Consider the following 26964-nt stretch of genomic DNA (forward strand, 5'->3'; position numbering starts at 1 on the left):
CTATCAGATATCCAGCAACAGACGAGCCGGGTCTTCCAGCAGGTTCTTGATGGTCACCAGGAAAGTCACAGCTTCTTTGCCATCGATCAGACGGTGATCGTAGGACAGAGCCAGGTACATCATCGGACGGATTACCACTTGACCGTTGATCGCCATAGGACGCTGCAGAATGTTGTGCATGCCCAGGATCGCTGCTTGTGGCGGGTTGACGATCGGAGTCGACATCATCGAACCGAAAGTACCACCGTTGGTGATGGTGAACGTACCACCGGTCATTTCGTCCATCGACAGTTTGCCGTCGCGGGCTTTCTTGCCGAAGGTGGCGATGCCGCCTTCGATTTCAGCCAGGCTCATCAGTTCGGCGTTACGCAGAACCGGAACCACCAGGCCGCGGTCGCTGGAAACAGCAACACCAACGTCGGCGTAGCCGTGGTAAACGATGTCTGCACCGTCGATCGAAGCGTTGACAGCCGGGAAGCGTTTCAGCGCTTCGGTAGCCGCTTTCACGAAGAACGACATGAAGCCCAGGCGTACGCCGTTGTGGGACTTCTCGAACAGATCCTTGTACTTGGAACGCAGCGCCATGACTTCGGTCATGTCGACTTCGTTGAAAGTAGTCAGCATCGCCATGTTCGACTGAGCTTCAACCAGACGCTTGGCCACGGTGGCGCGTACGCGGGTCATCGGAACGCGCTTCTCGATGCGATCGCCAGCAGCGAACACAGGAGCAGCGGCAGCCGGAGCAGCAGCCTTGGCAGGCGCGGCAGCCGGAGCGGCTTTCTTGGCAGCAACGGCTGCAACCACATCTTCCTTGGTCACACGACCGCCTTTGCCAGTACCGGCAACGGAAGCGATGTTGATGCCGTTCTCTTCAGCCAGCTTGCGCGCGGCTGGAGCAGCAACCGGATCGTCTTCGCCAGCAGCAGCCGGAGCAGCGGCTTGTGCGGCAGCAGCAGGTGCCGCGGCCGGAGCGGCAGCAACGCCGCCCGCTTCGATGGAGCCCAGGACTTCGTCGGACAGAACGGTGTCGCCTTCGTTCTTGACGATAGCGCCCAGCACGCCGTCAGCAGTAGCCAACACTTCCAGTACGACTTTATCGGTTTCGATGTCGACGATCAGTTCGTCGCGCTTGACCGCGTCGCCCGGTTGTTTGTGCCAGGTGGCAACGGTGCCATCGGCAACCGATTCCGGGAAAGTGGGGGCTTTGATCTCGATAGCCATTGTCTGTGGTTCCTTAAATTCGGTTTCAGGTGCGCGAAGGCGTTAAACAGTAAAGGCGTCTTGCAGCAGTTTTTCCTGCTGCTCAGCGTGCATCGATGCATAACCACAAGCCGGTGCAGCGGAAGCTTCACGACCGGCGTACTCGAGGACGAGGGCCTTGTTGTGATTGCCAACGATGCGACGCATGTGGTGCTGGCTGCAGTACCAGGCACCCTGGTTCATCGGCTCTTCCTGACACCAAACGATATGTTTGAGGTTGGTGTAAGGCGCCAGGACTTCGTTCAAGTCGTCCTCAGGGAATGGATACAGCTGCTCGATACGCACGACGGCGATATCGTCACGGCCTTCGGCACGGCGTTTTTCCAGCAGGTCGTAGTAGACCTTGCCGCTACACAGAACAATGCGCTCGACCTTTTTCGGGTCTTGGGCATCGATTTCCGGAATAACGGTCTGGAACGAACCTTCGGCCAGGTCTTCCAGGGTCGAGATGGCCAGCTTGTGACGCAGCAACGACTTCGGCGTCAGGACTACCAGTGGCTTGCGCAGCGGGCGAATCACCTGACGGCGCAGCAAGTGGTAGATCTGTGCCGGCGTCGTTGGCATGCACACCTGAATGTTGTGCTCGGCGCACAACTGCAGGTAACGCTCCAGACGCGCCGAGGAGTGCTCAGGGCCCTGACCTTCATAACCGTGCGGCAGCAGCATGGTCAGACCGCAGAGACGGCCCCACTTGTGCTCGCCACTGGTGATGAACTGGTCGATAACCACTTGGGCACCGTTGGCGAAGTCGCCGAACTGGGCTTCCCAGATCACCAGCGCGTTCGGCGTGGTGGTCGAGTAACCGTATTCGAACGCCAGTACGGCTTCTTCGGACAGGAACGAATCGTACAGGTCGAAACGTGGCTGGCCTTCGTACAGGTTCTGCAGCGGGATGTAGGTCCCCGCGTCTTTCTGGTTGTGCAGCACAGCATGACGGTGCGAGAACGTACCGCGGCCGATGTCCTGGCCGGTCATGCGGATCGGGTGACCTTCGAACGCCAGGGTCGCGTACGCCATGGTTTCGGCGTAACCCCAGTTGATCGGCAGGCCGCCGGCTTGCATCTTCTGACGGTCTTCGTAGATCTTCGCAACCTGGCGCTGAACCACGAAGCCTTCTGGAATTTCCAGCAGCTTGGCGGACAGTTCCTGCAGGGTCTTGAGATCGAACGTGGTGTCGTGACGCGCAGTCCAGGCGTGGCCCAGGTACGGACGCCAGTCCACGAACAACTCTTTGTTCGGCTCTTTGACCAGGCTTTTCACTACGTGCAGGCCGTTGTCCAACGCGTTGCGGTATTCGTCGACTTTCGCCTGAACACGCTCTGCGTCCATCACACCGCCCTGGGTCAGACGATCGGCATACAGCTCACGGGTGGTGCGCTGTTTGGTGATCTGCTGATACATCAGAGGCTGAGTGCCGCTTGGCTCGTCCGCTTCGTTGTGACCGCGACGACGGTAGCAGACCAGGTCGATCACCACGTCACGCTTGAACTGCATGCGGTAGTCGATGGCCAACTGGGTCACGAACAATACGGCTTCCGGATCATCACCATTCACATGGAGGATCGGCGCCTGGATCATTTTCGCAACGTCGGTGGCGTACTCGGTGGAGCGCGAGTCCAGCGGGTTGCTGATGGTGAAACCAACCTGGTTGTTGATCACGATGTGCACGGTGCCGCCGGTCTTGAAACCGCGGGTCTGCGACATCTGGAAGGTTTCCATGACCACGCCTTGACCGGCGAATGCCGCGTCACCGTGGATGGAGATCGGCAGAACCTTCTCACCGGTAGGGTCGTTGCGACGATCCTGACGGGCGCGAACCGAACCCTCGACCACCGGGGAAACGATTTCCAGGTGGGACGGGTTGAACGCCATGGCCAGGTGAACTTCACCGCCGGTGGTCATTACGTTGGACGAGAAGCCCTGGTGATACTTGACGTCACCGGAACCCAGCTCGACCTTCTTCTTGCCCTCGAACTCGTCGAACAGCTCGCGCGGGTTCTTGCCGAAGGTGTTGACCAGCACGTTCAGACGGCCACGGTGGGCCATGCCGATGACGATTTCCTTGGTGCCGTAGGAACCGGAACGCTGGATCAGCTCGTCGAGCATCGGAATCAGGCTTTCGCCGCCTTCCAGACCGAAACGCTTGGTGCCCGGGTATTTGGTGCCCAGGTATTTTTCCAGGCCTTCACCGGCAGTCACGCGCTCGAGCAGGTGGCCCTTGATGTCCACGGAGTACGTCGGACGGCCACGCACGCTTTCCAGACGCTGCTGGAACCACTGGCGCTGCTCGGAATCGGTGATGTGCGTAAATTCAGCGCCGATGGTGCGGCAATATGTCTGCTGCAACGCTTCGTGAATTTCGCGTAGGCTCGCTTCCTCTTTGCCGATGAACAGGTCGCCGGCACGGAAGGTCGTATCAAGATCGGCATTGGTCAAGCCGTAATGATTGATCGACAGGTCTGCAGGTGCAGGACGCTGCCACAGCCCCAGCGGGTCAAGCTGGGCTGCCTGGTGGCCACGCATACGGTAGGCCTGGATCAATCGCAGCACTTCAACTTGCTTCTTCTCGTGCTCACTGCTCACGCTGCCGGCGGAAACCGGTTGGGCGCGGCGCTGGTTCTTTGCCAGCAGCACAAAATGGTCGCGAATTGTGGAGTGCGAAACATCGATGGCAGAGTTGCCGTCTGTCGGCAACTTCTGAAAGTAGGTGCGCCACTCTTCTGGCACAGCGTTAGGGTCGTGCAGGTAGAGCTCGTAGAGCTCTTCCACATAGGCAGCGTTACTACCGGATAGGTAGGCGCTGTTCCACATGCGCTGCATCACGCTTTCTTGCATGCTTGGTCACCCTCGGTTAGGGGAACACCATCGGCGAAGACACCGAGCGAGCTTGCAGAAGTCCGAGTGCAGCGACCAAAACAAGCCACTTAGGATCACGCTGATAGTCCGGGTACCAGCCCGGATGCCCCTGCTTGTCTCATTTCTTCAAAATAAGAGCTGCAGCTTTATGGGCTACTGCTCTGGTTATAGCCATGGCGCGGGTTGAAGCCCGCGCCTTGGCCTCTACGGGTACAGCGGTCCTACATTTGCTACAGCTGAATCACACGCCGCTTTGCAGAAGCATGTTACGAATGTGACCGATGGCCTTAGTCGGGTTCAGGCCTTTCGGACAAACGTTGACGCAGTTCATGATGCCGCGGCAGCGGAATACGCTGAACGGATCATCCAGGGACGCCAGACGCTCGGACGTCTTGGTGTCACGGCTGTCTGCCAGGAAGCGGTACGCTTGCAGCAGGGCAGCTGGACCCAGGAACTTGTCCGGGTTCCACCAGAAGGACGGGCAGGAGGTCGAGCAGCAAGCGCACAGGATGCACTCGTACAGACCGTCGAGCTTTTCACGCTCTTCAGGGGACTGCAGACGCTCGATGGCCGGAGCCGGCGTATCGTTCTGCAGGTAAGGCTTAACCTTTTCGTATTGCTTGTAGAAGATGCTCATATCGACGACCAGGTCACGGATAACCGGCAAACCTGGCAGAGGACGAACGATCAACTTGTTACCTTTTACGACGGCGGACAGCGGCGTAACGCACGCCAGGCCGTTTTTGCCGTTGATGTTCATGCCGTCGGAACCGCAAACACCTTCACGGCAAGAGCGACGATAAGAGAAACCCTCATCCTGCTCTTTGATCAGGGCCAGCACATCCAGCACCATCAGGTCTTTACCACCGGTATCGACCGAGAATTCCTGCATGAACGGCGCAGCGTCCTGATCAGGGTTGTAACGATAAACGCTGACTTTCAACATGGCGGCCACCCTTAATAAGTCCGAATCTTAGGTTCAAAAGTCGGAACAGTCTTCGGCGAGAAGTTCACAGCACGCTTGGTCACGCGCTTGTCACCCGGGAAGTAGAGGGTGTGGCACAGCCAGTTTTCGTCGTCACGGTCTTCGAAGTCTTCACGGGCGTGAGCACCACGGGACTCTTTACGTACTTCGGCAGCGATGGCGGTAGCTTCAGCCACTTCCAGCAGGTTCTGCAGCTCAAGGGCTTCGATCCGCGCAGTGTTGAACGCCTGCGACTTGTCGTTGATCTTGACGTTGGCGATGCGCACGCGCAGGTCGGCCAACTGGGCAATACCCTTCTGCATGTATTCGCCGGTACGGAATACACCGAAGTAGTTCTGCATGCAGCTTTGCAGTTCGCGACGCAGGGTTGCCACGTCTTCACCGTCAGTACGCTCGTTCAGAGCGGACAGGCGCGCCAGGGCAGCTTCGATATTGGCGTCGGTGGCGTCGTCGTATTCGATACCGTCGGTCAGCGCCTTTTCCAGGTGCAGGCCAGCAGCGCGGCCGAATACCACCAGGTCGAGCAGCGAGTTGCCGCCCAAGCGGTTGGCACCGTGAACCGATACGCAAGCCACTTCACCAACAGCGAACAGACCAGGAATGATCTGATCCACGCCTTCGTCGTTCTGGGTGATCGCCTGGCCGTGAATGTTGGTGGCAACGCCGCCCATCATATAGTGGCAAGTCGGAACAACCGGAACCGGCGCAACAACCGGGTCAACGTGGGCAAACGTCTTCGACAGTTCGCAGATGCCTGGCAGACGGCTGTGCAGCACTTCCTCGCCCAGGTGGTCGAGTTTGAGCATTACGTGGTCGCCATTCGGACCGCAACCGTTGCCAGCGATGATTTCTTTAACCATCGAGCGAGCAACCACGTCACGACCAGCAAGGTCCTTGGCGTTCGGAGCATAACGCTCCATGAAACGCTCGCCGTGCTTGTTGATCAGGTAACCACCTTCACCACGGCAACCTTCGGTCACCAGTACACCGGCGCCGGCGATGCCGGTTGGGTGGAACTGCCACATTTCGATATCTTGTACCGGAACGCCAGCACGCAGAGCCATGCCAACGCCGTCACCGGTGTTGATCAGGGCGTTGGTGGTGGAGGCGTAGATACGACCCGCACCGCCGGTAGCCAGAACGGTAGCCTTGGCACGGATGTAGGTGGTTTCGCCGGTTTCGATGCAGATAGCGATAACGCCGACGAACTCGCCTTGAGCGTTTTTCACCAGATCAACAGCGTAGTACTCGTTCAGGAACGTGGTACCGGCTTTCAGGTTGCCCTGATAAAGGGTGTGCAGCAGCGCGTGACCGGTACGGTCGGAAGCGGCGCACGTACGGGCAGCCTGCCCGCCTTTGCCGTAATCCTTGGACTGACCGCCGAATGGACGCTGGTAGATACGACCTTGTTCGGTACGGGAGAACGGCAGACCCATGTGGTCCAGTTCGAACACCGCGGCCGGGCCTTCCTGACACATGTATTCGATAGCGTCCTGGTCACCGATGTAGTCGGAACCCTTGACGGTATCGTACATGTGCCAGCGCCAGTCATCGTTCGGATCCGCAGAAGCGATGGCGCAGGTGATGCCACCCTGGGCCGATACAGTGTGCGAACGCGTCGGGAAAACCTTGGTGATCACGGCAGTCTTGTGACCGCCTTGTGCCAGTTGCAGCGCTGCGCGCATGCCAGCACCGCCGCCACCAATAATGATGGCGTCGAAAGAAATCGTTGGAATGTTAGCCATGAATCAGATACCCCAGAGAATCTGCACACCCCAGACGAAGTAAGCGAACATCGCAACGCCGCATACTGCCTGGAAAAGGAAACGTACTGCAGTCGCGGACTTGCCCAGCGCCATTGGCGTCAGGTAGTCGGTCGCGATGGTCCACATGCCGACCCAGGCGTGAGCGCCCAGGGCCACCAGGGCCAACAGACTGAAGATACGCATCCAGTTGCTTGCGAACAGCTCATGCCATTGGGCGTAGCCAATGCCTGGGTTCGCAACGAGGTACCCGATCAGGAAAATGAAATAAGCCGCGAGAACGACCGCAGACACACGTTGTGCCATCCAGTCATAGAGGCCCGAACGCGAAAGGTTCGTAACGCTGGTTACCATATCCAAACTCCTGCCAGAACGATCAACACCACGGAAACGGCGATGATAATTTTCGAGCCCAGGCGGCCGCCTTCCAGCGTCTCACCGATGCCCATATCCATGATCAAGTGGCGCACACCGGCTACCAGGTGATACAGCAGAGCGGACAGGAGGCCCCATGCTACGAACTTGGCCAGCGGGCTGGTCAAGCATGCCTTCACCTCGGCGAAACCTTCCTCGGAACCCAGGGATTTGCCCAATGCATACAGCATGAAGCCAAGGCCCAGGAAGAGAATGATGCCGGAAACACGGTGAAGAAACGACGTAACGCCGGTGATGGGGAGTTTGATGGTCCTTAGGTCTAGGTTTACAGGTCGTTGGCTATTCACGGCTTTTTTTTCACACTGAAGAGCCCCTAACAATCAGGGCAAAGTTGTTGGGGAGTGCACTGGTCAGGTAACCACCACCCAGGGATGCGACCCCCATCAAAACAGGCCCAAAAGCCCTTGGCGGTCGGCTGCCGAGTATAGACAGTTAGGTTACTAATGACAACGCAAACACCTTCCCCTAATAGCTGATTGCACAAGCGGGATAAAAGGCGTAAACGGCAGGCAATTTCGAGGAAAAAGTGTGGTTAAAGCCTTCTGGGGCAAGACTTTAGGCAAATTGACATTCGAATTTATCTCACTATAGTGGTGCGGGCCCTGCGTGGGGGGTCTGTCTGATGATTTCAAGCATAAATAGGAGGCCACATGGCTGACAAAAAAGCGCAGTTGATCATCGAGGGCGCAGCCCCCGTCGAGCTGCCCATTTTAACCGGCACCGTTGGTCCCGATGTTATCGACGTCCGGGGCCTGACCGCCACGGGCCGCTTCACCTTTGACCCGGGTTTCATGTCGACCGCTTCCTGCGAGTCGAAGATTACCTATATTGACGGCGATAACGGCATCCTGCTGCACCGCGGCTACCCGATCGAACAACTGGCTGAAAAGTCGGACTACCTGGAAACCTGCTACCTGCTGCTTAACGGCGAACTGCCGACCGCAGAGCAAAAGGCCCAGTTCGTCGGCACCGTGAAGAACCACACCATGGTTCACGAGCAGCTGAAGACCTTCTTCAACGGCTTCCGCCGCGACGCCCACCCGATGGCGGTCATGTGCGGCGTAGTCGGCGCTCTCTCGGCCTTCTACCACGACTCCCTGGACATCAATAACCCGCAGCATCGCGAAATCTCCGCGATCCGCCTGGTTGCCAAGATGCCAACCCTGGCAGCGATGGTTTACAAGTACTCCATGGGCCAACCCATGATGTACCCGCGCAACGACCTGTCGTACGCGGAAAACTTCCTGCACATGATGTTCAACACCCCGTGCGAGATCAAACCGATCAGCCCGGTACTCGCCAAGGCCATGGACCGGATCTTCATCCTCCACGCCGACCACGAGCAGAACGCCTCGACTTCCACCGTTCGCCTGGCAGGCTCCTCGGGTGCCAACCCGTTCGCCTGTATCGCTGCCGGCATTGCCGCACTCTGGGGCCCGGCTCACGGCGGCGCCAACGAAGCGGTACTGACCATGCTCGACGAAATTGGCGATGTCTCGAACATCGACAAGTTCATCGCCAAGGCCAAGGACAAGAACGATCCGTTCAAACTGATGGGCTTCGGCCACCGCGTTTATAAAAACCGCGACCCGCGCGCCACCGTCATGAAACAGACCTGCGACGAAGTGTTGAAGGAACTGGGCATCCAGAACGATCCGCAACTCGAACTGGCCATGCGCCTGGAAGAGATCGCCCTGACCGACCCGTACTTCATCGAACGCTCGCTGTACCCGAACGTCGACTTCTACTCGGGGATCATCCTCAAGGCAATCGGCATTCCAACCAGCATGTTCACCGTGATCTTCGCCCTGGCGCGGACCGTAGGCTGGATTTCCCACTGGAAAGAAATGCTCTCCAGCCCGTACAAGATTGGCCGCCCGCGCCAGCTGTACACCGGCTACGAGTCGCGTGACATTACCAAGCTGGAAGACCGCAAATAAGACCCGTCTTGCGATGACGTCTTAAGTTGCACTGGAAACGGCCTCTATGTGAATGGAGGCCGTTTTTGTTTGTGTGGGGTTTGGGGTTGGGTGTGTATCCATCGTTGCGGTAGCGGCTTATTACGGTTGCGCCCTGACGGCGGGTCACTAAGCAGCCATTACCGCAGCAACGGATATCCCCCAAGCCCAACAAAAAAAATGCCCCAGTCTCTCGACCAGGGCATTTCAGTGACGCATTACCACTTACACATAAGCCTCAGGCAATCAGTGCGAAACCGCCCCGCTCGCCCCCAGCCCAGTCTGCGACCGAACAAACTGCGGGAAGAACAGCGCCCGCTCATTGTCCGCCGCTGCCGACTTGTCAGTGATCGAGAAGAACCAGATCCCGACAAACGCAATAATCATCGAGAACAACGCCGGGTATTCGTAAGGGAAGATCGCCTTCTCATGATGCAGAATCTGCACCCAGATGGTCGGCCCAAGCACCATCAGCCCCACCGCACTGACCAGTCCCAACCAACCACCAATCATCGCCCCACGAGTCGTCAGCTTCTTCCAGTACATGGAGAGCAGCAACACCGGGAAGTTACAGCTGGCTGCAATGGAGAAGGCCAGGCCCACCATGAACGCAATGTTCTGGCTTTCGAACAGAATACCCAGGCCAATCGCCAACACCGCCAGAGCGATAGTGGTGATCTTCGAGACACGAATCTCATCCTTCTCGTTGGCCTTGCCCTTCTTGATCACACTGGCATACAGGTCATGGGACACCGCCGAAGCACCCGCCAGCGTCAGACCCGCTACCACCGCCAGAATGGTCGCGAACGCCACTGCCGAGATGAAGCCGAGGAAGATGCTGCCACCCACTGCATTGGCCAGGTGCACCGCCGCCATGTTGTTGCCGCCCAGCAGAGCGCCGGCAGCGTCCTTGAATGCAGGGTTGGTGCTCACGAGCAGAATCGCGCCAAAGCCGATGATGAAGGTCAGGATGTAGAAGTAACCAATGAAGCCAGTCGCGTACAGCACGCTCTTGCGCGCTTCTTTGGCGTCACTCACGGTGAAGAAGCGCATCAGGATGTGCGGCAGGCCCGCAGTACCGAACATCAGCGCCAACCCCAGGGAGAATGCCGAGATCGGATCTTTCACCAGGCCGCCCGGGCTCATGATCGCCTCACCTTTAGGGTGAACCTTGATCGCCTCGGAGAACAGCATGTTGAAGTCGAAGTTGACGTGCTTCATCACCATCAGCGCCATGAAGGAGGCACCGGACAGCAGCAGCACCGCCTTGATGATCTGCACCCAGGTAGTCGCCAGCATGCCGCCGAACAGCACGTACATGCACATCAGCACACCGACCAGAATCACCGCAACGTGGTAGTCCAGGCCGAACAGCAGCTGGATCAACTTGCCCGCACCGACCATCTGCGCAATCAGGTAGAACGCCACCACCACCAGCGAACCGCAGGCAGACAGGGTGCGGATCTGGGTTTGCCCAAGGCGGTAGGACGCCACGTCGGCAAATGTGTACTTACCCAGGTTACGCAGACGCTCGGCGATCAGGAACAGAATGATTGGCCAGCCCACCAGGAAGCCGATCGAGTAGATCAGGCCATCGTAGCCGGAGGTGAACACCAGCGCGGAAATCCCCAGGAAGGACGCTGCCGACATGTAGTCGCCGGCAATCGCCAGACCGTTCTGAAAACCGGTGATCTTGCCGCCCGCCGCATAGTAGTCGGCCGCCGAGTTGTTTTTCTTCGAGGCCCAGTAAGTGATGCACAACGTCGCGCCGACAAAGGCCACGAACATCAGGATTGCTGGAATGTTCAGCGGCTGTTTGGCCACGGCACCGGTCAGGGCATCAGCCGCCCAGGCACCCGGCGCGAACGCTGCAACGCTCAATAGAGCAAATAGACGCCGGATCATTGCTTGGCCTCCTTCAGAATTGCATTGTTCAGATCGTCGAACTCGCCGTTGGCGCGTCGCACATAGATAGCGGTCAGGATGAAGGCCGACACAATCAGCCCCACACCAATCGGAATGCCCCAGGTGATCGACGACTCAGGGCTGATTTTTGCCCCCAGTACGTGCGGCCCGTAAGCGATCAGAAGAATGAATCCGGAGTACAGCCCAAGCATGATCGCCGAGAGAATCCAGGCGAACTTTTCTCGTTTGCGAACCAGCTCCTTGAAGCGCGGGCTGTTTTGAATCGAGAGGTAAATGCTGTCGTTCATTGTTTTTATCCTCGCAGCACAGCTATTAGTTGGAACGTTATCCACTCTATGCGGCTCAAGGAGAGGTTCCAGACGACCTTAGTCTTAGAGGCAGGTGTCGCTTTCGCCAATGTGCCCCGGACAGAAAAACCACTGCTTTGGCACCAGAAACACAAAGGCCCGCTTGGCAAAAATGCCAAACGGGCCTGGAAGATGCTGACTAGACGCGTCGAATCAAATCACTTGATCCACTCTGCGACGCGCTCGGGGTGTTTGGCGACCCAATCCTTGGCCGCTGCGTCAGGCTTGGCACCATCCTGAATCGCCAACATTACTTCACCAATTTCGTCCTTCGACGCCCATTGGAAGTTGTGCAGGAACTTGGCCACTTCCGGCGCCTTGGCTTCCAGGCCTTTGCTGCCGATGCTGTTGACGGTTTCCGCCGCGCCATACACGCCTTTTGGATCTTCAAGGAAACGCAGTTTCCACTTGGCGAACATCCAGTGCGGCACCCAGCCGGTCACGGCAATGGAGTCTTTCTTGTCTTCGGCGCGGGTCAGTTCGGCAATCATCGCGGCGCCCGAACTGGCCTGCAGTTTGTAATCGAGGCCGTAGTCCTTGATCGCCTGGTCGGTCTTGAGCATTACCCCTGAACCGGCATCAATGCCAACGATCTTGTTCTTGAAGGTGGTGTCGGTCTTGAGGTCGGCAATCGAGACGGCTTTGACGTACTCCGGCACGATCAGGCCGATTTTCGCGTCCTTGAAGTTGGGGCCGTAGTCGACCACCTTGTCCTTGTTCTTGGCCCAGTACTCACCGTGGGTCACTGGCAACCAGGCCGAGAGCATGGCGTCGAGCTTGCCGGTGGCCACACCCTGCCACATGATCCCGGTCGCCACGGCCTGCAGTTTCACGTCATAGCCCAGCTTCTGCTTGATGACTTCCGCCGCCACATGGGTGGTCGCCACGCTGTCGGACCAACCGTCGACATAGCCGATGCTCAGGGTTTTGCTGTCGGCAGCAGCCAGAGTAGAGCCCATCGCCAGTGCCAGAACGGCACCGGCGCCTAAGAGTCGTCGCATCTTCATCGTTACTTCCCCGAAAGTGCTGCGCCCGACGGATGCCGAGCGGCGTCAACGTATTGTTATGGTGCACAGCGCCCCCATCACGCTTCACCGCAAACTCGTTCGAACATCAGCGGAGTACTGATGCTTCGATCATCAACCTCACGCCCAAGGGGACCTGCTCTGTCAGCGACCTCAAGGCAGCGAGAAACGACATCAGAAAGCCAGTAACGACAGCCGTCAGTAAAACCCCGGCCGATCCCGCCCGAACCTTGCATGGCAAAACCACGCAACACCCAGACCGCCGGCAAATGCAGGTAAGATGCGCGGCTTTGCTCCCAGACGGTCTGACCATGCCCGCCACCGCGCGTTTTCCTTTATTAGCTTATGCATTTGCCTGCCTGCTCGGCCTGTTTGCCCTCGGCGGCTACTGGTACGGCCTCGGCCAACCGGTGGTGCTGCCGGATGTCGCCAGCGCCACGCACAAACTGCAGTGCGCCTCCTATACCCCCTTCGACAAGGACCAGTCGCCGTTCGACCAGCCATTCAACCTGCGCCCCGAGCGCATGGACGCCGACCTGGCCCTGCTGGCAACCCGCTTCGAATGCATTCGCACCTACTCGGTCACCGGCCTTGAAGCGTTGCCGGCACTGGCGCGCAAACATGGCCTGAAGCTGATGATCGGCGCCTGGGTCAACAGCAACCCAGTGGACACCGCCAAGGAAATCGAGCTGTTGATTGCCGAGGCCAATGCCAACCCGGATGTCGTCTCGGCGGTGATCGTCGGTAACGAGGCACTGCTGCGCAAGGAAGTCACCGGCCCGCAACTGGCCAAGCTGATCAAGCAGGTCAAGCAGAGCGTCAAGCAACCAGTGACCTACGCCGACGTCTGGGAGTTCTGGCTCCAGCACCCGCAAATCGCCCCCGAAGTGGACTTCCTGACCATCCACCTGCTGCCGTATTGGGAAGACGAGCCGTCCAACATCGATGCCGCCTTGCAGCATGTTGCCCAAGTGCGCCAGGTGTTCGGCAACCGCTTCGCTCCCAAGGACGTGATGATTGGCGAAACCGGCTGGCCCAGCGAAGGCCGCCAGCGTGAAACCGCCCTGCCCAGCCGGGTCAACGAAGCGCGATTCATTCGTGGTTTTGTCGCCATGGCCGAACAGGAAGGCTGGCACTACAACCTGATCGAAGCCTTCGACCAGCCGTGGAAACGCGGCAGCGAAGGCGCGGTGGGCGGTTATTGGGGCCTGTTCGATGCCGATCGCCAGGACAAGAACATCCTCGCCGGCCCGGTCAGCAACCTGCCACTCTGGCCTCAATGGCTGGCCGTAGGCGGGCTGGTTTTCCTCGGTGCGTTGCTGCCGGGTGGTCGCGTACGCAGCACCCGCGCCGCCTTGGTGCTGCCGCTGCTGGGCGCCGTCGCGGCCTGCTCTATCGGTACCTGGGGGGAACTGGCGCGGGTCACCAGCCGCTCGCTCGATGAATGGCTGTGGGCCGCGTTGCTGATGGCGCTGAACCTGCTGGTCCTGGCCCACGCAGCGCTGAGCCTGAGCGCCCGTACCGGTTGGCGCGAGCGCGCGTTTGATGCACTGCAACGACGTGCCGGCTGGTTGCTGGCCGCGGCCGGCTTTGCAGGCGCGGTCATGATGCTGGGGCTGGTGTTCGAACCCCGCTATCGCAGTTTCCCCAGCGCCGCCCTGCTGTTGCCGGCGCTGGTCTACCTGATTCGCCCAGTGAGCGCACCGCGCCGCGAAATCGCCCTGCTGGCGTTCATCATCGGTGCCGGCATCGCCCCGCAGCTGTACCGTGAAGGCTTATTCAACCAGCAGGCCTGGGGCTGGGCGCTGGTCAGCGGACTGCTGGTGGCTGCACTGTGGCGCAGCCTGAGGGTGCGCCACAGCTAAGGGCATCATCGCGAGCAGCGCAGCGAGCCTGCTCGCGATCAGGCCTGTCAGGCGCCACGCGGCGCCCTGACCAACCGCAGCCCCGCAATCACCACCGCAAACACCGCCAGGCCGGTGTTGTACAACGCCAGTGCGGGAAAGCCGAACACCAGCGCCAACACCGCTAGCCACCAACCCGCACGCCCCGGCAGCACAAACCCCAGCACAGCCGCCGCCAATGCCCCCCAGCCCATGACCTTGAAGTGAATCAGCAGCCCCAGGTTTGCACGCAACTGGCATTGCCAGCGGTTCGCCTCGTCGACGCAAATCCCCACCCACTGGGCATCCTCCATGAAGCCATAACGCGCGCCATAACTGGCGGCCAGCCACAACGGCAGGACGATGAGCAGTAAAATCACGGGGAAACGGCTGGACATGAAACACTCCGATAGGCAAAAACGGCGCTCAGCTTAATCCCCCCGCGAAACGACGCAAGGAAGATCAACAGATAACTGGTCATCAATTACCGGCAAAGTGTATCGTCCAGCTACTATTACCCACCATAAGGCCTGTTTGGTGCCGATTCATGGCACTTTGGCGCATAACCTGTGGTCATAGCCTGCGAACTTCATTAGGCACCTTCCTCTAAGGGATTTAGTCATGCTCCGTTCCTTGCGCTTTGCTGCCGTTTTCGGCGGCCTTATCTTGAGTGCGTCCGCACTGGGGGCAGATATCGATGCCACCAGTTATGGCTACCCGCTTACCAACCCGTTTGAAGCGACTATTGCCACGACGCCTCCGGACCTGAGGCCAGAGCTGCCCCTGGACGAAGACATCAACCAATCGGATCACAGCCTGACCCTGCGCCCGGAACGTCAGTTCGAACTGCCGGACAACTTCTGGGCCGTGAAGAAGCTCACCTATCGCATGGCCACCCAGGATCACGCAGCACCGCTGATCTTTCTGATCGCCGGCACTGGCGCCCGCTACGACAGCAGCCACAACCAATACCTCAAGCGCCTGTACTACAAGGCCGGCTACCACGTCGTCCAACTGTCCTCGCCCACCAGCTTCGACTTCATCAGTGCAGCGTCGCGCTTCGCCACCCCAGGCATATCCAAGGAAGACGCCGAAGACCTGTACCGCGTGATGCAAGCGGTGCGTGCGCAGAACCCGAAACTGCCGGTGACCGACTACTACCTCACCGGCTACAGCCTGGGCGCCCTGGACGCGGCCTTCGTGGCCCACCTGGACGAAACCCGGCGCAGCTTCAACTTCAAGAAAGTCCTGCTGCTCAATCCGCCGGTCAACCTCTACACCTCCATCACCAACCTGGACAAGTTGGTGCAAACCGAGGTCAAGGGCATCAGCAACAGCACCACCTTCTATGAACTGGTGCTCAACAAGTTGACCCGCTACTTCCAGCAGAAAGGCTACATCGACCTCAACGACGCCCTGCTCTACGACTTCCAGCAATCCAAACAGCACCTGACCAACGAACAGATGGCCATGCTGATCGGCACCTCGTTCCGCTTCTCCGCGGCCGACATCGCCTACACCTCGGACCTGGTCAACCGTCGCGGCCTGATCACTCCGCCCAAGTACCCGATCACCGAAGGCACCAGCCTCACGCCATTCCTCAAGCGTGCACTGCAATGCGACTTCGACTGCTACCTCACCGAGCAGGTGATTCCGATGTGGCGCGCCCGCACCGACGGTGGCAGCCTGCTGCAACTGATCGACCAGGTCAGCCTCTACGCGCTCAAGGACTACCTGCAAGCCAGCCCGAAAATCGCTGTCATGCACAACGCCGACGACGTGATCCTCGGCCCAGGCGACCTCGGTTTCCTGCGCAAGACTTTTGGTGACCGCCTGACGGTCTACCCTCACGGCGGCCATTGCGGCAACCTCAACTACCGCGTCAACGCCGACGCCATGCTGGAGTTTTTCCGTGGCTAAATCTCTCCTGCTTCTCGCCGCGTTGCTGTGCGCAGGCTATGCCAATGCCGACAACAGCAAGGCCAACGAGCCCACAGTGGTCGACCCGGACGGCTTTACCGAGCCATTGACCAAACTCAAGTTCAACCCGGGGCTGGACCAGCGCGAATTCGAGCGCTCGACCCTCAGTGCGCTGAACGTCTATGACCCGCTGGAGTCGTGGAACCGTCGGGTCTACCACTTCAACTACCGCTTCGATCAGTGGGTATTCCTGCCCGTGGTCGACGGCTACCGCTACATCACCCCAAGCTTCCTGCGCACCGGCGTCAGCAACTTCTTCAACAACCTGGGTGACGTGCCCAACCTGATGAACAGCCTGCTGCAACTCAAGGGCCAGCGCTCACTGGAAACCACCGGCCGCCTGCTGCTCAACACCACCATCGGCATCGCCGGCCTGTGGGACCCGGCAACCGCCATGGGCCTGCCGCGCCAGAGCGAAGACTTCGGCCAGACCCTGGGCTTCTACGGTGTTCCCGGTGGCGCCTACTTCATGTTGCCGATCCTCGGTCCTTCCAACCTGCGCGACACCGGCGGGCTGGTGGTGGACTACAGCGCAGAGTCGGCGGTCAACTTCCTCAACGTCTCGAAAGTCAGCGAGAACCACCCGGAAATCTGGGTCCTGCGCGGCGTCGACAAACGCTACCAGACCAACTTCCGCTACGGTCAGATGAACTCGCCGTTCGAGTATGAAAAGGTCCGCTACGTGTACACCGAAGCACGCAAGCTGCAGATCGCCGAATAACTATTACGGTGATAAAAAAAGGCCATTCGATGCAGATCGAATGGCCTTTTTTGTGGGAACTGGCGCCCGCTTGGGGCTGTCCAGCGAAAACCGCGATCGTCAGCCTTTGACCGAACGCCAGATCTTGCTCACCAGCATCACCCCCGCCAACACCACCGCTCCCGCGACAATTCCGGCCACCGCATTGAGCAGGCTCGGTACGACCCACGACCAGCCGCCAATGCTCTGGCTAACGCCTTCGATCCAGTGATGCACGGCCGGTACGCCGTGAGTCAGGATCCCGCCACCGACCAGGAACATCGCGGCAGTGCCGATCACCGACAGGCTTTTCATCATGTAGGGCGCGGCCCGCAGGATCGCACCGCCAATGCCCTTGGCAATCTGCGAAGGCTTCTGGGTCAGCCACAGGCCGAGGTCGTCGAGCTTGACGATACCCGCCACCAGGCCATAGACCCCAATGGTCATGACAATGGCAATGCCCGACAGCACGATCACCTGCTGGGTCAGCGGTGCATCCGCCACGGTGCCCAGGGTGATGGCGATGATTTCCGCCGAGAGAATGAAGTCGGTGCGCACGGCGCCCTTGATCTTGTCCTTCTCGAACGCCACCAGGTCGACCGCCGGGTCCGCGACCGCCTCGACCAACTGCGCATGCTCGGCCCGATCCTGCGCCGGGCTGTGGAGAAACTTGTGCGCCAGCTTTTCAAAGCCCTCGAAACACAGGTAGGCACCGCCAAGCATCAACAGCGGCGTTACCAGCCAGGGCACGAACGCACTGATGGCCAGCGCCGAGGGCACCAGGATCAACTTATTGATGAACGAACCCTTGGCCACCGCCCAGACCACCGGAATTTCCCGCTCGGCCCGCACGCCGGAGACCTGCTGGGCATTGAGCGCCAGGTCGTCGCCCAGCACGCCCGCGGTCTTTTTCGCGGCCATCTTGGTCATCAGCGCGACGTCATCGAGCACGGCTGCGATATCGTCGATCAGCACCAGCAAACTACTTCCTGCCATGGCTCAGGGTTTCCTTGGGAAATGGATGTTGCGCAGCATAGCCTGCCATCGGGCCAATGGGCATTCTTGAGCGCTGCGCAAGGCCGGTGCTACCATGCGCCACCGCCAGTACCGGCAAGGAACACCTTGGTTTATGAGCACTATCCGCGAGCGCAATAAAGAACTGATCCTGCGTGCCGCCAGTGAGGAGTTTGCCGACAAAGGCTTCGCTGCGACCAAAACCAGTGACATCGCGGCCAAGGCGGGCTTGCCCAAGCCCAACGTCTACTACTACTTCAAGTCCAAGGAAAACCTCTACCGCGAGGTCCTGGAAAGCATCATCGAGCCGATCCTGCAGGCCTCGACGCCATTCAACGCCGATGGCGTACCCAGCGAAGTGCTCAGCGGCTACATCCGCTCCAAGATCCGCATCTCCCGCGACCTGCCGTTTGCCTCCAAGGTGTTTGCCAGCGAGATCATGCACGGCGCACCGCACCTGAGCGCCGACCTGGTCGAACAGCTCAACGGCCAGGCCAAGCACAATATCGAATGCATCCAGACCTGGATCGACCGCGGCCAGATCGCCCCGATCGACCCCAACCACCTGATGTTCAGCATCTGGGCCGCAACCCAGACCTACGCCGACTTCGACTGGCAGATCTCCGCCGTCACCGGCAAGGCCAAGCTCGACGAAAACGACTACGAAGCCGCCGCACAGACCATCATCCGCCTGGTGCTCAAGGGCTGCGAGCCGGACAGGTAGATCGCTGCGCGGCCTTCGCGAGCAAGCCAGCTCCCACAGGTTTCCCTGTAGAATTCATATTCTGTGAGCCACACATATCCCTGTGGGAGCGGGCTTGCCCGCGATGGCGGCAACTGGGAGTGGATCAGACCCAAATCGCATCCCACAAAGGATAGTCGCCAAGACGCTTTACAAGCCCAGCGCGCAACGGGTTGGCAACAACATACCGCGCCATCTTCACCAGATCCTCATCTCGCCTCAGTGCTCGATCGTGATAGCCCTGCTGCCAGAGTGGTCCGTGCCTGGCTGTGGAAAGGTTCACCTCCCGCGTAGTCAGTGATTTGGTTTGCCGCATCAGACTACTGAGTGAGCATTTCTCCAATTCCACCAACCAGTGGAAATGGTCAGGCATGACAACCCAAGCCAATGAGTTTGCCAATCCCAGGCTTTGCGCCTTCCGAAATTGATGCACTACCAATCTGCCCAAAGCGTAATCGGCGAAAACCGGTTCTCGGCCAAGCGTATTGGTGGTCAGTAAATAGATTCGATTGGGTTCGGCATAGCGACCCGTGCGTAGACGATGTGAAGCAGGTGAATCCGGCATTCCTTTGCCACTCTCATGATGAAGTCATGAGAAGGCTAGCCCCGGAAGCGCTGGATGATCATGCGGACCTTTAGCTGGATGTGTCCCGTCGATAGCCATCGCGGGCAAGCCCGCTCCCACAGGGTCTGATGGTGTACATAAAATATGTGGGCACCTTCGATCATTGTGGGAGCGGGCTTGCCCGCGATGGCATTAGATCAGCCGCCGCAGATCAAGCCGCTACCCCCGCATCCGCCCGCAACCCCAGCGCCTCGATGGCATTGATCGCGCATTGCTCGTCGATATCCGACAGATCCCCACTGATCCCCACGGCGCCCAGCACAGTGCCCTGCTGATCGCGAATCAGCACCCCGCCCGGCGCCGGCACCACACTGCCCTGCCCCAGGCTATTGAGCGCGGCGATGAAGGCGGGACGTTGCTGGGCGTCCAGCGCCAACAGGCGCGAGCCCTTGCCCAGTGCGATCGCTCCCCAGGCCTTGCCGATGGCGATCTGCGGGCGCAGCAGGCTGGCGCCGTCTTCACGTTGCAGGGTGATCAGATGCCCACCGGCATCCAGTACCGCGATGGTCAGGGGCGCTGCCGCAATGGCACGTCCCGCGGCGATGGCCTGACTGGCCAGGTTGACTGCGACTTTCAAGGTTATAGCGCTCATGGTGCCGTCCTCATTTTGTTTTTCACAAAGCCGTGGGACGCGGGTGGGTGCCGCAGTCCGATACAACAAATAGAACACAATGAAGTATTTTTTTGTATACAATAATTTTCGAAATGCGCCTCGTGCGACGAAACGCCACAGTGTTTATGGGCTTTTGCCGAATGAAACGAGCGCTTGAGAAAATGGATTGACCTGCGCCATCCGCCGTGAATACACTCTGCGCAAAGCCACTTGTATACAATTACAAAACGTAAAGAGGCACAAAACCATGAGCAAAATGAGAGCAATCGAAGCCGCCGTTCTGGTGATGCGCCGTGAAGGGGTTGATACCGCTTTTGGCATCCCGGGAGCCGCGATCAACCCGCTGTACTCCGCCTTGCAAAAGGTCGGCGGCATCGATCACGTCCTCGCTCGCCACGTTGAAGGCGCCTCGCACATGGCCGAGGGCTACACCCGCACCAAGGCCGGCAACATCGGCGTGTGCATCGGTACGTCCGGCCCTGCCGGCACCGACATGGTCACCGGGCTCTACAGCGCCTCGGCCGACTCGATCCCGATCCTGTGCATCACCGGGCAAGCACCCCGCGCCCGTATGCACAAGGAAGACTTCCAGGCTGTCGACATCACCACCATCGTCAAGCCGGTGACCAAGTGGTCGACCACCGTCATGGAACCGGGCCAGGTGCCTTACGCGTTCCAGAAGGCCTTTTATGAAATGCGCTCCGGCCGTCCAGGCCCAGTGCTGATCGACCTGCCGTTCGACGTGCAGATGGCCGAGATCGAATTCGACATCGACGCCTACCAACCGCTGCCATTGGCCAAGCCGAGCGCGACCCGCGTGCAGGTGGAAAAAGCCCTGGCCATGCTCGATCAGGCTGAACGTCCGTTGTTGGTGGCCGGTGGTGGCATCATCAATGCCGACGCCAGCGAGCTGCTGGTAGAGTTCGCCGAACTGACCGGTATTCCAGTCATTCCGACCCTGATGGGCTGGGGCACGATCCCCGACGATCACCCGTTGATGGTCGGCATGGTTGGCCTGCAGACTTCGCACCGCTACGGCAACGCCACCCTGCTCAAGTCCGACGTGGTGCTGGGCGTCGGTAACCGTTGGGCCAACCGCCACACCGGTTCGGTCGACGTGTACACCGAAGGTCGCAAGTTCATTCACGTCGACATCGAACCGACCCAGATCGGCCGTGTGTTCACCCCGGACCTGGGCATCGTCTCCGACGCCGCCGCCGCGCTGACCGTGTTCATCGAGGTTGCTCGCGAGTGGCACGCAGCCGGCAAACTGAAAAACCGCAGCGCCTGGCTGCAGGACTGCCAGCAGCGCAAGGCCAGCCTGCACCGCAAGACTCACTTCGACAACGTGCCGGTCAAGCCACAGCGCGTCTACGAAGAGATGAACCAGGTGTTCGGCAAAGACACCTGCTACGTCAGCACCATTGGCCTGTCGCAGATCGCCGGCGCGCAGTTCCTGCACGTCTACAAACCGCGCCACTGGATCAACTGCGGCCAGGCCGGCCCACTGGGCTGGACCATTCCGGCCGCACTGGGGGTGGTCAAGGCTGACCCGAGCCGCAAGGTTGTGGCACTCTCGGGCGACTACGACTTCCAGTTCATGATCGAAGAGCTGGCGGTGGGCGCGCAGTTCAAGCTGCCGTACATCCACGTGGTAGTGAACAACTCATACCTGGGCCTGATCCGTCAGGCGCAGCGCGGCTTCGACATGGACTACTGCGTGCAGCTGTCCTTCGACAACCTCAACGCACCGGAGCTCAACGGCTACGGCGTGGACCACGTCGCGGTTGCCGAAGGCCTGGGTTGCAAGGCCCTGCGGGTCTTCGAACCGGCCGAAATCGCCCCTGCCCTGCGCAAGGCCCAGGAGCTGATCGAAGAGTTCAAGGTACCGGTGATCGTCGAGATTATCCTGGAACGCGTGACCAACATATCCATGGGCACCGAGATCAACGCGGTCAACGAATTCGAAGACCTGGCGCTGGTCGGCAACGACGCGCCAACCGCGATTTCGATGCTCGATTAATTTGTAGGAGCGTTCTCGCATCCTGCGGGATCCGGGAACGCTCACCAGAGATTTACAGGAGTCCACCATGCCGCGTTTTGCAGCCAACCTGTCCATGCTGTTCACCGAACAGGATTTTCTTGCCCGCTTCGAAGCGGCCGCCAAGGCCGGTTTCAGTGGCGTCGAATACCTGTTCCCGTACGACTTCAGCTCCGCCGAAATCAAGGCCCAGCTGGAGGCCCACGGCCTGACCCAAGTACTGTTCAACCTGCCGGCCGGTGACTGGGCCAAGGGTGAACGCGGGATCGCCTGCCACCCCGATCGCGTGGAAGAGTTCCGCGCCGGTGTCGACCTGGCCATCGCCTACGCCAAAGTGCTGGGCAACACTCAGGTCAACTGCCTGGCCGGCATTCGCCCACAAGGCGTCGACGATGCCACGGTGCAAGCAACCTTCGTCGCCAACCTCAAGTTCGCCGCCGACAAGCTGCAAGCAGCCGGCCTCAAGCTGGTGATGGAAGCCATCAACACCCGCGACATCCCGGGTTTCTACCTGAACAACACCGCGCAGGCGCTGTCGATTCGCGAACAAGTGGGCAGTGCCAACCTGTTCCTGCAATACGACATCTACCACATGCAAATCATGGAGGGCGACCTGGCCCGCACCATGGCGGCGCACCTGGGCGAGATCAACCACATCCAGCTGGCCGACAACCCGGGCCGCAACGAGCCGGGCACCGGCGAGATCAACTACCGCTTCCTGTTCGAACACCTGGACCGCATCGGCTACCAGGGTTGGGTTGGCTGTGAATACAAGCCGCTGACCACCACTGAAGCAGGCCTGGGTTGGCTGAAAACCCACAACGCAATCTAACGCTGCCCCCCATGTAGGAGCGAGTGCCCGCTTGCGGCTTGCTCGCGATGACGCCGGCTCATCGCACATCGATGCTGCCTGGCACACCGCTATCGCGAGCCAGTTCGCTCCCACCTAAAAGCAGCAGTTGCCCATTTGCTTGAAGCAGCAATAAAAACAAGAGGATCTTCTCATGGCTAAAATCGGATTTATCGGCACCGGCATCATGGGCCACCCAATGGCGGCAAACCTGCAGAAAGCCGGGCACAGCCTGTTCCTTTCGCAACACCACGACGCTGCCCCTGCCGATCTGATCGCCGCTGGCGCCGTCGCCCTGGCGAACCCGAAGGAAGTCGCCCAGGAAGCCGAATTCATCATCGTCATGGTCCCCGATACCCCCCAGGTCGAGGACGTGCTGTTCCGCGCCGATGGCGTTGCCGCCGGCGTTGGCAAAGGCAAGGTCGTGATCGACATGAGCTCGATCTCGCCAACCGCGACCAAAGCCTTCGCCGCCCGGATCAACGAAAAAGGCGCGCAGTACCTCGACGCCCCGGTGTCCGGCGGTGAAGTGGGCGCCAAGGCGGCAACCCTGAGCATCATGGTCGGCGGCGATGCCGATGCCTTCGAACGCGCCCTGGCGCTGTTCCAGGCCATGGGCAAGAACATCACCCTGGTGGGTGGCAATGGCGACGGTCAAACCGCCAAGGTAGCGAACCAGATCATCGTGGCGCTGAACATCCAGGCGGTGGCCGAAGCCCTGCTGTTCGCCTCGAAAAACGGCGCCGACCCGGCCAAGGTGCGTGAAGCACTGATGGGCGGCTTTGCCTCCTCGAAGATCCTGGAAGTCCACGGCGAGCGCATGATCAAGGGCACCTTCGATCCTGGCTTCCGCATCAGCCTGCACCAGAAGGACCTGAACCTGGCCCTGCAAGGCGCCAAGGAACTGAACATCAACCTGCCCAACACCGCCAATACCCAGCAAGTGTTCAGCACCTGCGCGGCCATCGGTGGCAGCAACTGGGACCACTCGGCGCTGATCAAGGGCCTGGAGCACATGGCGAATTTCTCGATTCGCGATAAGTAAATCTTTGGGGCCACCCGCTCTCCCTGTGGGAGCGGGCTTGCCCGCGATGGAATCGCCGCGGTGTACCTGATAAATCGCGTCGTCTGAATCGCAGGCAAGCCAGCTCCCACAAGAGCCCGAGCTGCCCGCAAGTGTTCGCTCTATCCCAATAACAAGAATTCCGGGAGCCCGCCATGTCGGTCGATCCGCAACAATTCCTGCGCGACCTGTTCGCCACCGCCATCGACGCGGCCCATCCGCAACAGGTCCTCGAAGCCCATCTACCCAAAGACCGCAGCGGTCGGGTCATCGTCATCGGCGCCGGCAAGGCCGCGGCCGCCATGGCCCAGGTGGTCGAACGCTGCTGGCAGGGTGAAGTGTCCGGGCTGGTCGTCACCCGCTACGGTCACGGCGCACCCTGCGAAAAAATCGAAGTGGTCGAAGCCGCCCACCCGGTACCCGACGCCGCCGGCCTGGCCGTGGCCAAGCGCGTACTCGAACTGGTCAGCAACCTCAATGAAGACGACCGAGTGATCTTCCTGCTCTCCGGTGGCGGCTCGGCCTTGCTGGCCTTGCCCGCAGCCGGCATCACCCTGGCCGACAAGCAGGCGATCAACAAGGCCCTGCTCAAGTCCGGCGCGACCATCGGCGAGATGAACTGCGTGCGCAAGCACCTCTCCGCCATCAAGGGCGGCCGCCTGGGCAAAGCCTGCTGGCCGGCCACGGTGTACACCTATGCCATTTCCGATGTGCCGGGCGACCTCGCCACCGTGATCGCCTCCGGCCCGACCGTGGCCGACCCGAGCACGTCGGGCCAGGCCCTGGACATTCTCAAGCGGTACGCCATCGAAGTTCCGGCTTCGGTGCGCAACTGGCTGCAAAGCCCCGAATCGGAAACGGTAAAACCCGGTGATCCGAGCTTGGCCCGCAGCCATTTCCAACTGATCGCCCGTCCCCAGCAATCCCTGGAAGCCGCGGCAGTGAAAGCCCGCCAGGCCGGTTTCAGCCCACTGATCCTGGGGGACCTGGAAGGCGAATCCCGCGAGGTGGCAAAGGTCCACGCCGGCATCGCCCGCCAAGTGGTGCTGCATGGCCAGCCGCTGGCCGCGCCCTGCGTGATCCTGTCCGGTGGCGAAACCACCGTGACCGTGCGCGGCAATGGCCGTGGCGGACGCAACGCCGAGTTCCTGCTGAGCCTGACCGACAGCCTCAAGGGCCTGCCAGGCGTCTACGCGCTGGCCGGTGATACCGACGGCATCGACGGCTCCGAAGACAACGCCGGCGCCCTGATGACCCCGGACAGCTACGCCCGCGCCACCGCCCTGGGCCTGAGCGCCAGCGACGAGCTGGACAACAACAATGGCTACGGTTACTTCGCAGCGCTCGACGCCCTGATCGTCACCGAACCGACGCGCACCAACGTCAACGACTTCCGCGCCATCCTGATCCTCGAGAGCCCAAAACATGACGCCTGACAAAAAGGTCAAAATCCTCGCCACCCTGGGGCCTGCCACCGACGGCATCGAAGACATCCGCGAACTGGTGCAGGCCGGGGTCAACATCTTTCGCCTGAACTTCAGCCACGGCGATCATGCCGATCACGCCCAGCGCTACCAGTGGATCCGCGAAGTCGAGCGCCAGCTCAATTACCCGCTGGGGATTCTGATGGACCTGCAAGGGCCGAAGCTGCGGGTCGGCAAGTTCGCCGAAGGCAAGGTGCAACTGGTGCGCGGCCAGGCCCTGCGCCTGGACCTCGACCCCACGCCGGGCGACGCACGCCGGGTCAACCTGCCCCACCCCGAAATCATCGCGGCGCTGGAACCGGGCATGGACCTGCTGCTGGACGACGGCAAGCTGCGCCTGCGGGTAGTCAGCAAATATGCCGACGCCATCGACACCACGGTGCTCAATGGCGGCGAGCTGTCGGATCGCAAAGGCGTCAACGTGCCGCAAGCGGTGCTCGATCTCAGTCCGCTGACCGCCAAGGACCGCCGTGACCTGAGCTTCGGCCTGGAACTGGGGGTGGACTGGGTGGCCCTGTCGTTTGTCCAGCGTCCCGAGGACATCCGCGAAGCCCGCGCCCTGATCGGCGACAAGGCGTTCCTGATGGCGAAAATCGAGAAGCCTTCGGCAGTCGAGCAACTGCGCGAAATCGCCGAGCTGAGTGACGCGATCATGGTGGCCCGGGGCGACTTGGGGGTGGAAGTGCCGGCCGAAAGCGTGCCGCAGATCCAGAAAGACATCATCAGCACCTGCCGCCAACTGGGCAAGCCGGTGGTAGTGGCGACCCAGATGCTCGAGTCCATGCGCTTCTCCCCGGCACCGACCCGCGCCGAGGTCACCGATGTCGCCACCGCCGTGGCCGAAGGCACCGACGCGGTGATGCTGTCGGCGGAAACCGCCTCCGGTGAATACCCGCTCGAAGCCGTGCAGATGATGAGCAAGATCATCCGCCAGGTCGAAAGCGGCCCGGACTATCAGGCGCAACTCGACGTCAGCCGACCGAAAGCCGAAGCCACCACCTCCGACGCCATCAGTTGTGCAATCCGCCGCATCAGCAACATCCTGCCGGTGGCGGTCCTGGTCAACTACAGCGAGTCAGGCAGCTCGAGCTTGCGTGCGGCGCGGGAGCGACCGGCGGTGCCGATCCTCAACCTGACCCCGAACCTCTCGACTGCGCGACGCCTGAGCGTGGCCTGGGGCGTGCACTCGGTGGTCAACGACCGCTTGCGCCAGGTCGACGAGGTCTGCTCTACCGCCCTGGAAATTGCCCAGGCCCAAGGCATGGCCCAGCGCGGCGACACCTTGCTGATCACCGCCGGTGTGCCTTTCGGCCAGCCGGGATCGACTAACTCGTTGCGCATCGAGACGTTGATCTAGAGCGCCCATACCGGCCTC

General features: G+C 60.3%; 23 protein-coding genes. 10 read left to right on the forward strand and 13 right to left on the reverse strand.

Features of this window, described 5'->3' with window-relative positions; all coding sequences use genetic code 11:
* Nucleotides 1-3: 3 nt before the first annotated feature.
* The 6 genes from odhB to sdhC form a co-directional block, all read right to left on the reverse strand.
* Entirely contained in the window at nt 4-1221 is a 1218-nt protein-coding gene (odhB, locus tag H7995_RS13100) for a 2-oxoglutarate dehydrogenase complex dihydrolipoyllysine-residue succinyltransferase (RefSeq protein WP_166590860.1), read from the reverse strand.
* Nucleotides 1222-1263: 42 nt separating this feature from the next.
* Complete coding sequence (locus H7995_RS13105) at nt 1264-4095, reverse strand: 2-oxoglutarate dehydrogenase E1 component (protein WP_185818462.1); 2832 nt, start codon at nt 4093-4095, stop codon at nt 1264-1266.
* A gap of 262 nt (nt 4096-4357) precedes the next feature.
* Entirely contained in the window at nt 4358-5062 is a 705-nt protein-coding gene (locus tag H7995_RS13110) for a succinate dehydrogenase iron-sulfur subunit (RefSeq protein ID WP_046032887.1), read from the reverse strand.
* 11 nt (nt 5063-5073) lie between these two features.
* Complete coding sequence (gene sdhA, locus H7995_RS13115) at nt 5074-6846, reverse strand: succinate dehydrogenase flavoprotein subunit (RefSeq protein ID WP_166590862.1); 1773 nt, start codon at nt 6844-6846, stop codon at nt 5074-5076.
* Nucleotides 6847-6849: 3 nt separating this feature from the next.
* On the reverse strand, nt 6850-7218 hold the full coding sequence (gene sdhD, locus H7995_RS13120) for a succinate dehydrogenase, hydrophobic membrane anchor protein (RefSeq protein ID WP_003446906.1): 369 nt from the start codon (nt 7216-7218) through the stop codon (nt 6850-6852).
* On the reverse strand, nt 7212-7586 hold the full coding sequence (sdhC, locus tag H7995_RS13125; protein WP_095167532.1) for a succinate dehydrogenase, cytochrome b556 subunit: 375 nt from the start codon (nt 7584-7586) through the stop codon (nt 7212-7214). Before sdhC ends, sdhD begins: the two co-directional genes overlap by 7 nt.
* Nucleotides 7587-7949: 363 nt before the next feature.
* Between sdhC and gltA the strand changes: the two genes are divergently transcribed.
* Nucleotides 7950-9239 carry a citrate synthase gene (gene gltA, locus H7995_RS13130; RefSeq protein ID WP_007959044.1) on the forward strand — a complete coding sequence of 430 codons (1290 nt, stop codon included), beginning with the start codon at nt 7950-7952 and terminating at the stop codon, nt 9237-9239.
* 264 nt (nt 9240-9503) lie between these two features.
* Here gltA and H7995_RS13135 read toward each other — a convergent pair whose 3' ends face one another.
* From H7995_RS13135 to H7995_RS13145, 3 genes are all read right to left on the reverse strand, one after another.
* Complete coding sequence (locus tag H7995_RS13135) at nt 9504-11162, reverse strand: cation acetate symporter (protein WP_182343922.1); 1659 nt, start codon at nt 11160-11162, stop codon at nt 9504-9506.
* Nucleotides 11159-11470: a DUF485 domain-containing protein gene (locus H7995_RS13140; protein WP_166590864.1), complete on the reverse strand. Its 312-nt coding sequence runs from the start codon at nt 11468-11470 to the stop codon at nt 11159-11161. Before H7995_RS13140 ends, H7995_RS13135 begins: the two co-directional genes overlap by 4 nt.
* A gap of 218 nt (nt 11471-11688) precedes the next feature.
* Nucleotides 11689-12537, reverse strand: a complete 849-nt coding sequence (locus H7995_RS13145) for a glycine betaine ABC transporter substrate-binding protein (protein ID WP_182343920.1) — start codon at nt 12535-12537, stop codon at nt 11689-11691.
* A 287-nt stretch (nt 12538-12824) separates the two neighbouring features.
* On the opposite strand from H7995_RS13145, the gene H7995_RS13150 reads away from it, so the two are divergent.
* Nucleotides 12825-14420: a glycoside hydrolase family 17 protein gene (locus tag H7995_RS13150; protein ID WP_185818463.1), complete on the forward strand. Its 1596-nt coding sequence runs from the start codon at nt 12825-12827 to the stop codon at nt 14418-14420.
* 47 nt (nt 14421-14467) lie between these two features.
* Here H7995_RS13150 and H7995_RS13155 read toward each other — a convergent pair whose 3' ends face one another.
* Entirely contained in the window at nt 14468-14836 is a 369-nt protein-coding gene (locus H7995_RS13155; RefSeq protein WP_166590866.1) for a hypothetical protein, read from the reverse strand.
* 223 nt (nt 14837-15059) lie between these two features.
* On the opposite strand from H7995_RS13155, the gene H7995_RS13160 reads away from it, so the two are divergent.
* On the forward strand, nt 15060-16358 hold the full coding sequence (locus H7995_RS13160) for a serine/threonine protein kinase (protein ID WP_166590867.1): 1299 nt from the start codon (nt 15060-15062) through the stop codon (nt 16356-16358).
* Entirely contained in the window at nt 16351-17139 is a 789-nt protein-coding gene (locus H7995_RS13165; protein WP_166590868.1) for an MlaA family lipoprotein, read from the forward strand. The genes H7995_RS13160 and H7995_RS13165 overlap by 8 nt, the downstream gene beginning before the upstream one ends.
* A 99-nt stretch (nt 17140-17238) precedes the next feature.
* Here H7995_RS13165 and H7995_RS13170 read toward each other — a convergent pair whose 3' ends face one another.
* Complete coding sequence (locus tag H7995_RS13170; protein WP_166590869.1) at nt 17239-18153, reverse strand: DUF808 domain-containing protein; 915 nt, start codon at nt 18151-18153, stop codon at nt 17239-17241.
* Nucleotides 18154-18286: 133 nt separating this feature from the next.
* Between H7995_RS13170 and H7995_RS13175 the strand changes: the two genes are divergently transcribed.
* Nucleotides 18287-18895 carry a TetR/AcrR family transcriptional regulator gene (locus H7995_RS13175; protein WP_166590870.1) on the forward strand — a complete coding sequence of 203 codons (609 nt, stop codon included), beginning with the start codon at nt 18287-18289 and terminating at the stop codon, nt 18893-18895.
* Nucleotides 18896-19019: 124 nt separating this feature from the next.
* Here the strand turns inward: H7995_RS13175 and H7995_RS13180 are convergent, their stop codons facing one another.
* On the reverse strand, nt 19020-19478 hold the full coding sequence (locus tag H7995_RS13180; protein WP_166590871.1) for an REP-associated tyrosine transposase: 459 nt from the start codon (nt 19476-19478) through the stop codon (nt 19020-19022).
* A gap of 211 nt (nt 19479-19689) precedes the next feature.
* Complete coding sequence (locus H7995_RS13185; RefSeq protein WP_166590872.1) at nt 19690-20130, reverse strand: GlcG/HbpS family heme-binding protein; 441 nt, start codon at nt 20128-20130, stop codon at nt 19690-19692.
* A 268-nt stretch (nt 20131-20398) separates the two neighbouring features.
* On the opposite strand from H7995_RS13185, the gene gcl reads away from it, so the two are divergent.
* From gcl to pyk, 5 genes are all read left to right on the forward strand, one after another.
* Nucleotides 20399-22174, forward strand: coding sequence for a glyoxylate carboligase (gene gcl / locus H7995_RS13190; protein WP_166590873.1), 1776 nt, complete (start codon nt 20399-20401; stop codon nt 22172-22174).
* 67 nt (nt 22175-22241) lie between these two features.
* Nucleotides 22242-23024: a hydroxypyruvate isomerase gene (hyi, locus tag H7995_RS13195; RefSeq protein WP_182343913.1), complete on the forward strand. Its 783-nt coding sequence runs from the start codon at nt 22242-22244 to the stop codon at nt 23022-23024.
* 172 nt (nt 23025-23196) lie between these two features.
* Nucleotides 23197-24087 (forward strand): 2-hydroxy-3-oxopropionate reductase, encoded by an 891-nt coding sequence (locus H7995_RS13200; RefSeq protein WP_166590875.1) that lies wholly within the window; start codon nt 23197-23199, stop codon nt 24085-24087.
* A 173-nt stretch (nt 24088-24260) separates the two neighbouring features.
* Nucleotides 24261-25541 carry a glycerate kinase type-2 family protein gene (locus H7995_RS13205; protein ID WP_166590876.1) on the forward strand — a complete coding sequence of 427 codons (1281 nt, stop codon included), beginning with the start codon at nt 24261-24263 and terminating at the stop codon, nt 25539-25541.
* A complete protein-coding gene (gene pyk, locus H7995_RS13210; RefSeq protein WP_166590877.1) occupies nt 25531-26946 on the forward strand; it encodes a pyruvate kinase in 1416 nt (471 codons plus the stop codon). The genes H7995_RS13205 and pyk overlap by 11 nt, the downstream gene beginning before the upstream one ends.
* Nucleotides 26947-26964: the final 18 nt, after the last annotated feature.

This window comes from Pseudomonas kielensis (genome assembly GCF_014236655.1).
Taxonomy (GTDB): domain Bacteria; phylum Pseudomonadota; class Gammaproteobacteria; order Pseudomonadales; family Pseudomonadaceae; genus Aquipseudomonas; species Aquipseudomonas kielensis.

Coding starts and splice junctions, on each gene's coding strand:
- odhB (WP_166590860.1), bottom strand. CDS start 1,221: ATGGCTATCGAGATCAAAGCCCCCACTTTCCCGGAATCGGTTGCCGAT.
- H7995_RS13105 (WP_185818462.1), bottom strand. CDS start 4,095: ATGCAAGAAAGCGTGATGCAGCGCATGTGGAACAGCGCCTACCTATCC.
- H7995_RS13110 (WP_046032887.1), bottom strand. CDS start 5,062: ATGTTGAAAGTCAGCGTTTATCGTTACAACCCTGATCAGGACGCTGCG.
- sdhA (WP_166590862.1), bottom strand. CDS start 6,846: ATGGCTAACATTCCAACGATTTCTTTCGACGCCATCATTATTGGTGGC.
- sdhD (WP_003446906.1), bottom strand. CDS start 7,218: ATGGTAACCAGCGTTACGAACCTTTCGCGTTCGGGCCTCTATGACTGG.
- gltA (WP_007959044.1), top strand. CDS start 7,950: ATGGCTGACAAAAAAGCGCAGTTGATCATCGAGGGCGCAGCCCCCGTC.
- H7995_RS13135 (WP_182343922.1), bottom strand. CDS start 11,162: ATGATCCGGCGTCTATTTGCTCTATTGAGCGTTGCAGCGTTCGCGCCG.
- H7995_RS13140 (WP_166590864.1), bottom strand. CDS start 11,470: ATGAACGACAGCATTTACCTCTCGATTCAAAACAGCCCGCGCTTCAAG.
- H7995_RS13145 (WP_182343920.1), bottom strand. CDS start 12,537: ATGAAGATGCGACGACTCTTAGGCGCCGGTGCCGTTCTGGCACTGGCG.
- H7995_RS13150 (WP_185818463.1), top strand. CDS start 12,825: ATGCAGGTAAGATGCGCGGCTTTGCTCCCAGACGGTCTGACCATGCCC.
- H7995_RS13155 (WP_166590866.1), bottom strand. CDS start 14,836: ATGTCCAGCCGTTTCCCCGTGATTTTACTGCTCATCGTCCTGCCGTTG.
- H7995_RS13160 (WP_166590867.1), top strand. CDS start 15,060: ATGCTCCGTTCCTTGCGCTTTGCTGCCGTTTTCGGCGGCCTTATCTTG.
- H7995_RS13170 (WP_166590869.1), bottom strand. CDS start 18,153: ATGGCAGGAAGTAGTTTGCTGGTGCTGATCGACGATATCGCAGCCGTG.
- H7995_RS13175 (WP_166590870.1), top strand. CDS start 18,287: ATGAGCACTATCCGCGAGCGCAATAAAGAACTGATCCTGCGTGCCGCC.
- H7995_RS13180 (WP_166590871.1), bottom strand. CDS start 19,478: ATGCCGGATTCACCTGCTTCACATCGTCTACGCACGGGTCGCTATGCC.
- H7995_RS13185 (WP_166590872.1), bottom strand. CDS start 20,130: ATGAGCGCTATAACCTTGAAAGTCGCAGTCAACCTGGCCAGTCAGGCC.
- gcl (WP_166590873.1), top strand. CDS start 20,399: ATGAGCAAAATGAGAGCAATCGAAGCCGCCGTTCTGGTGATGCGCCGT.
- hyi (WP_182343913.1), top strand. CDS start 22,242: ATGCCGCGTTTTGCAGCCAACCTGTCCATGCTGTTCACCGAACAGGAT.
- H7995_RS13200 (WP_166590875.1), top strand. CDS start 23,197: ATGGCTAAAATCGGATTTATCGGCACCGGCATCATGGGCCACCCAATG.
- H7995_RS13205 (WP_166590876.1), top strand. CDS start 24,261: ATGTCGGTCGATCCGCAACAATTCCTGCGCGACCTGTTCGCCACCGCC.
- pyk (WP_166590877.1), top strand. CDS start 25,531: ATGACGCCTGACAAAAAGGTCAAAATCCTCGCCACCCTGGGGCCTGCC.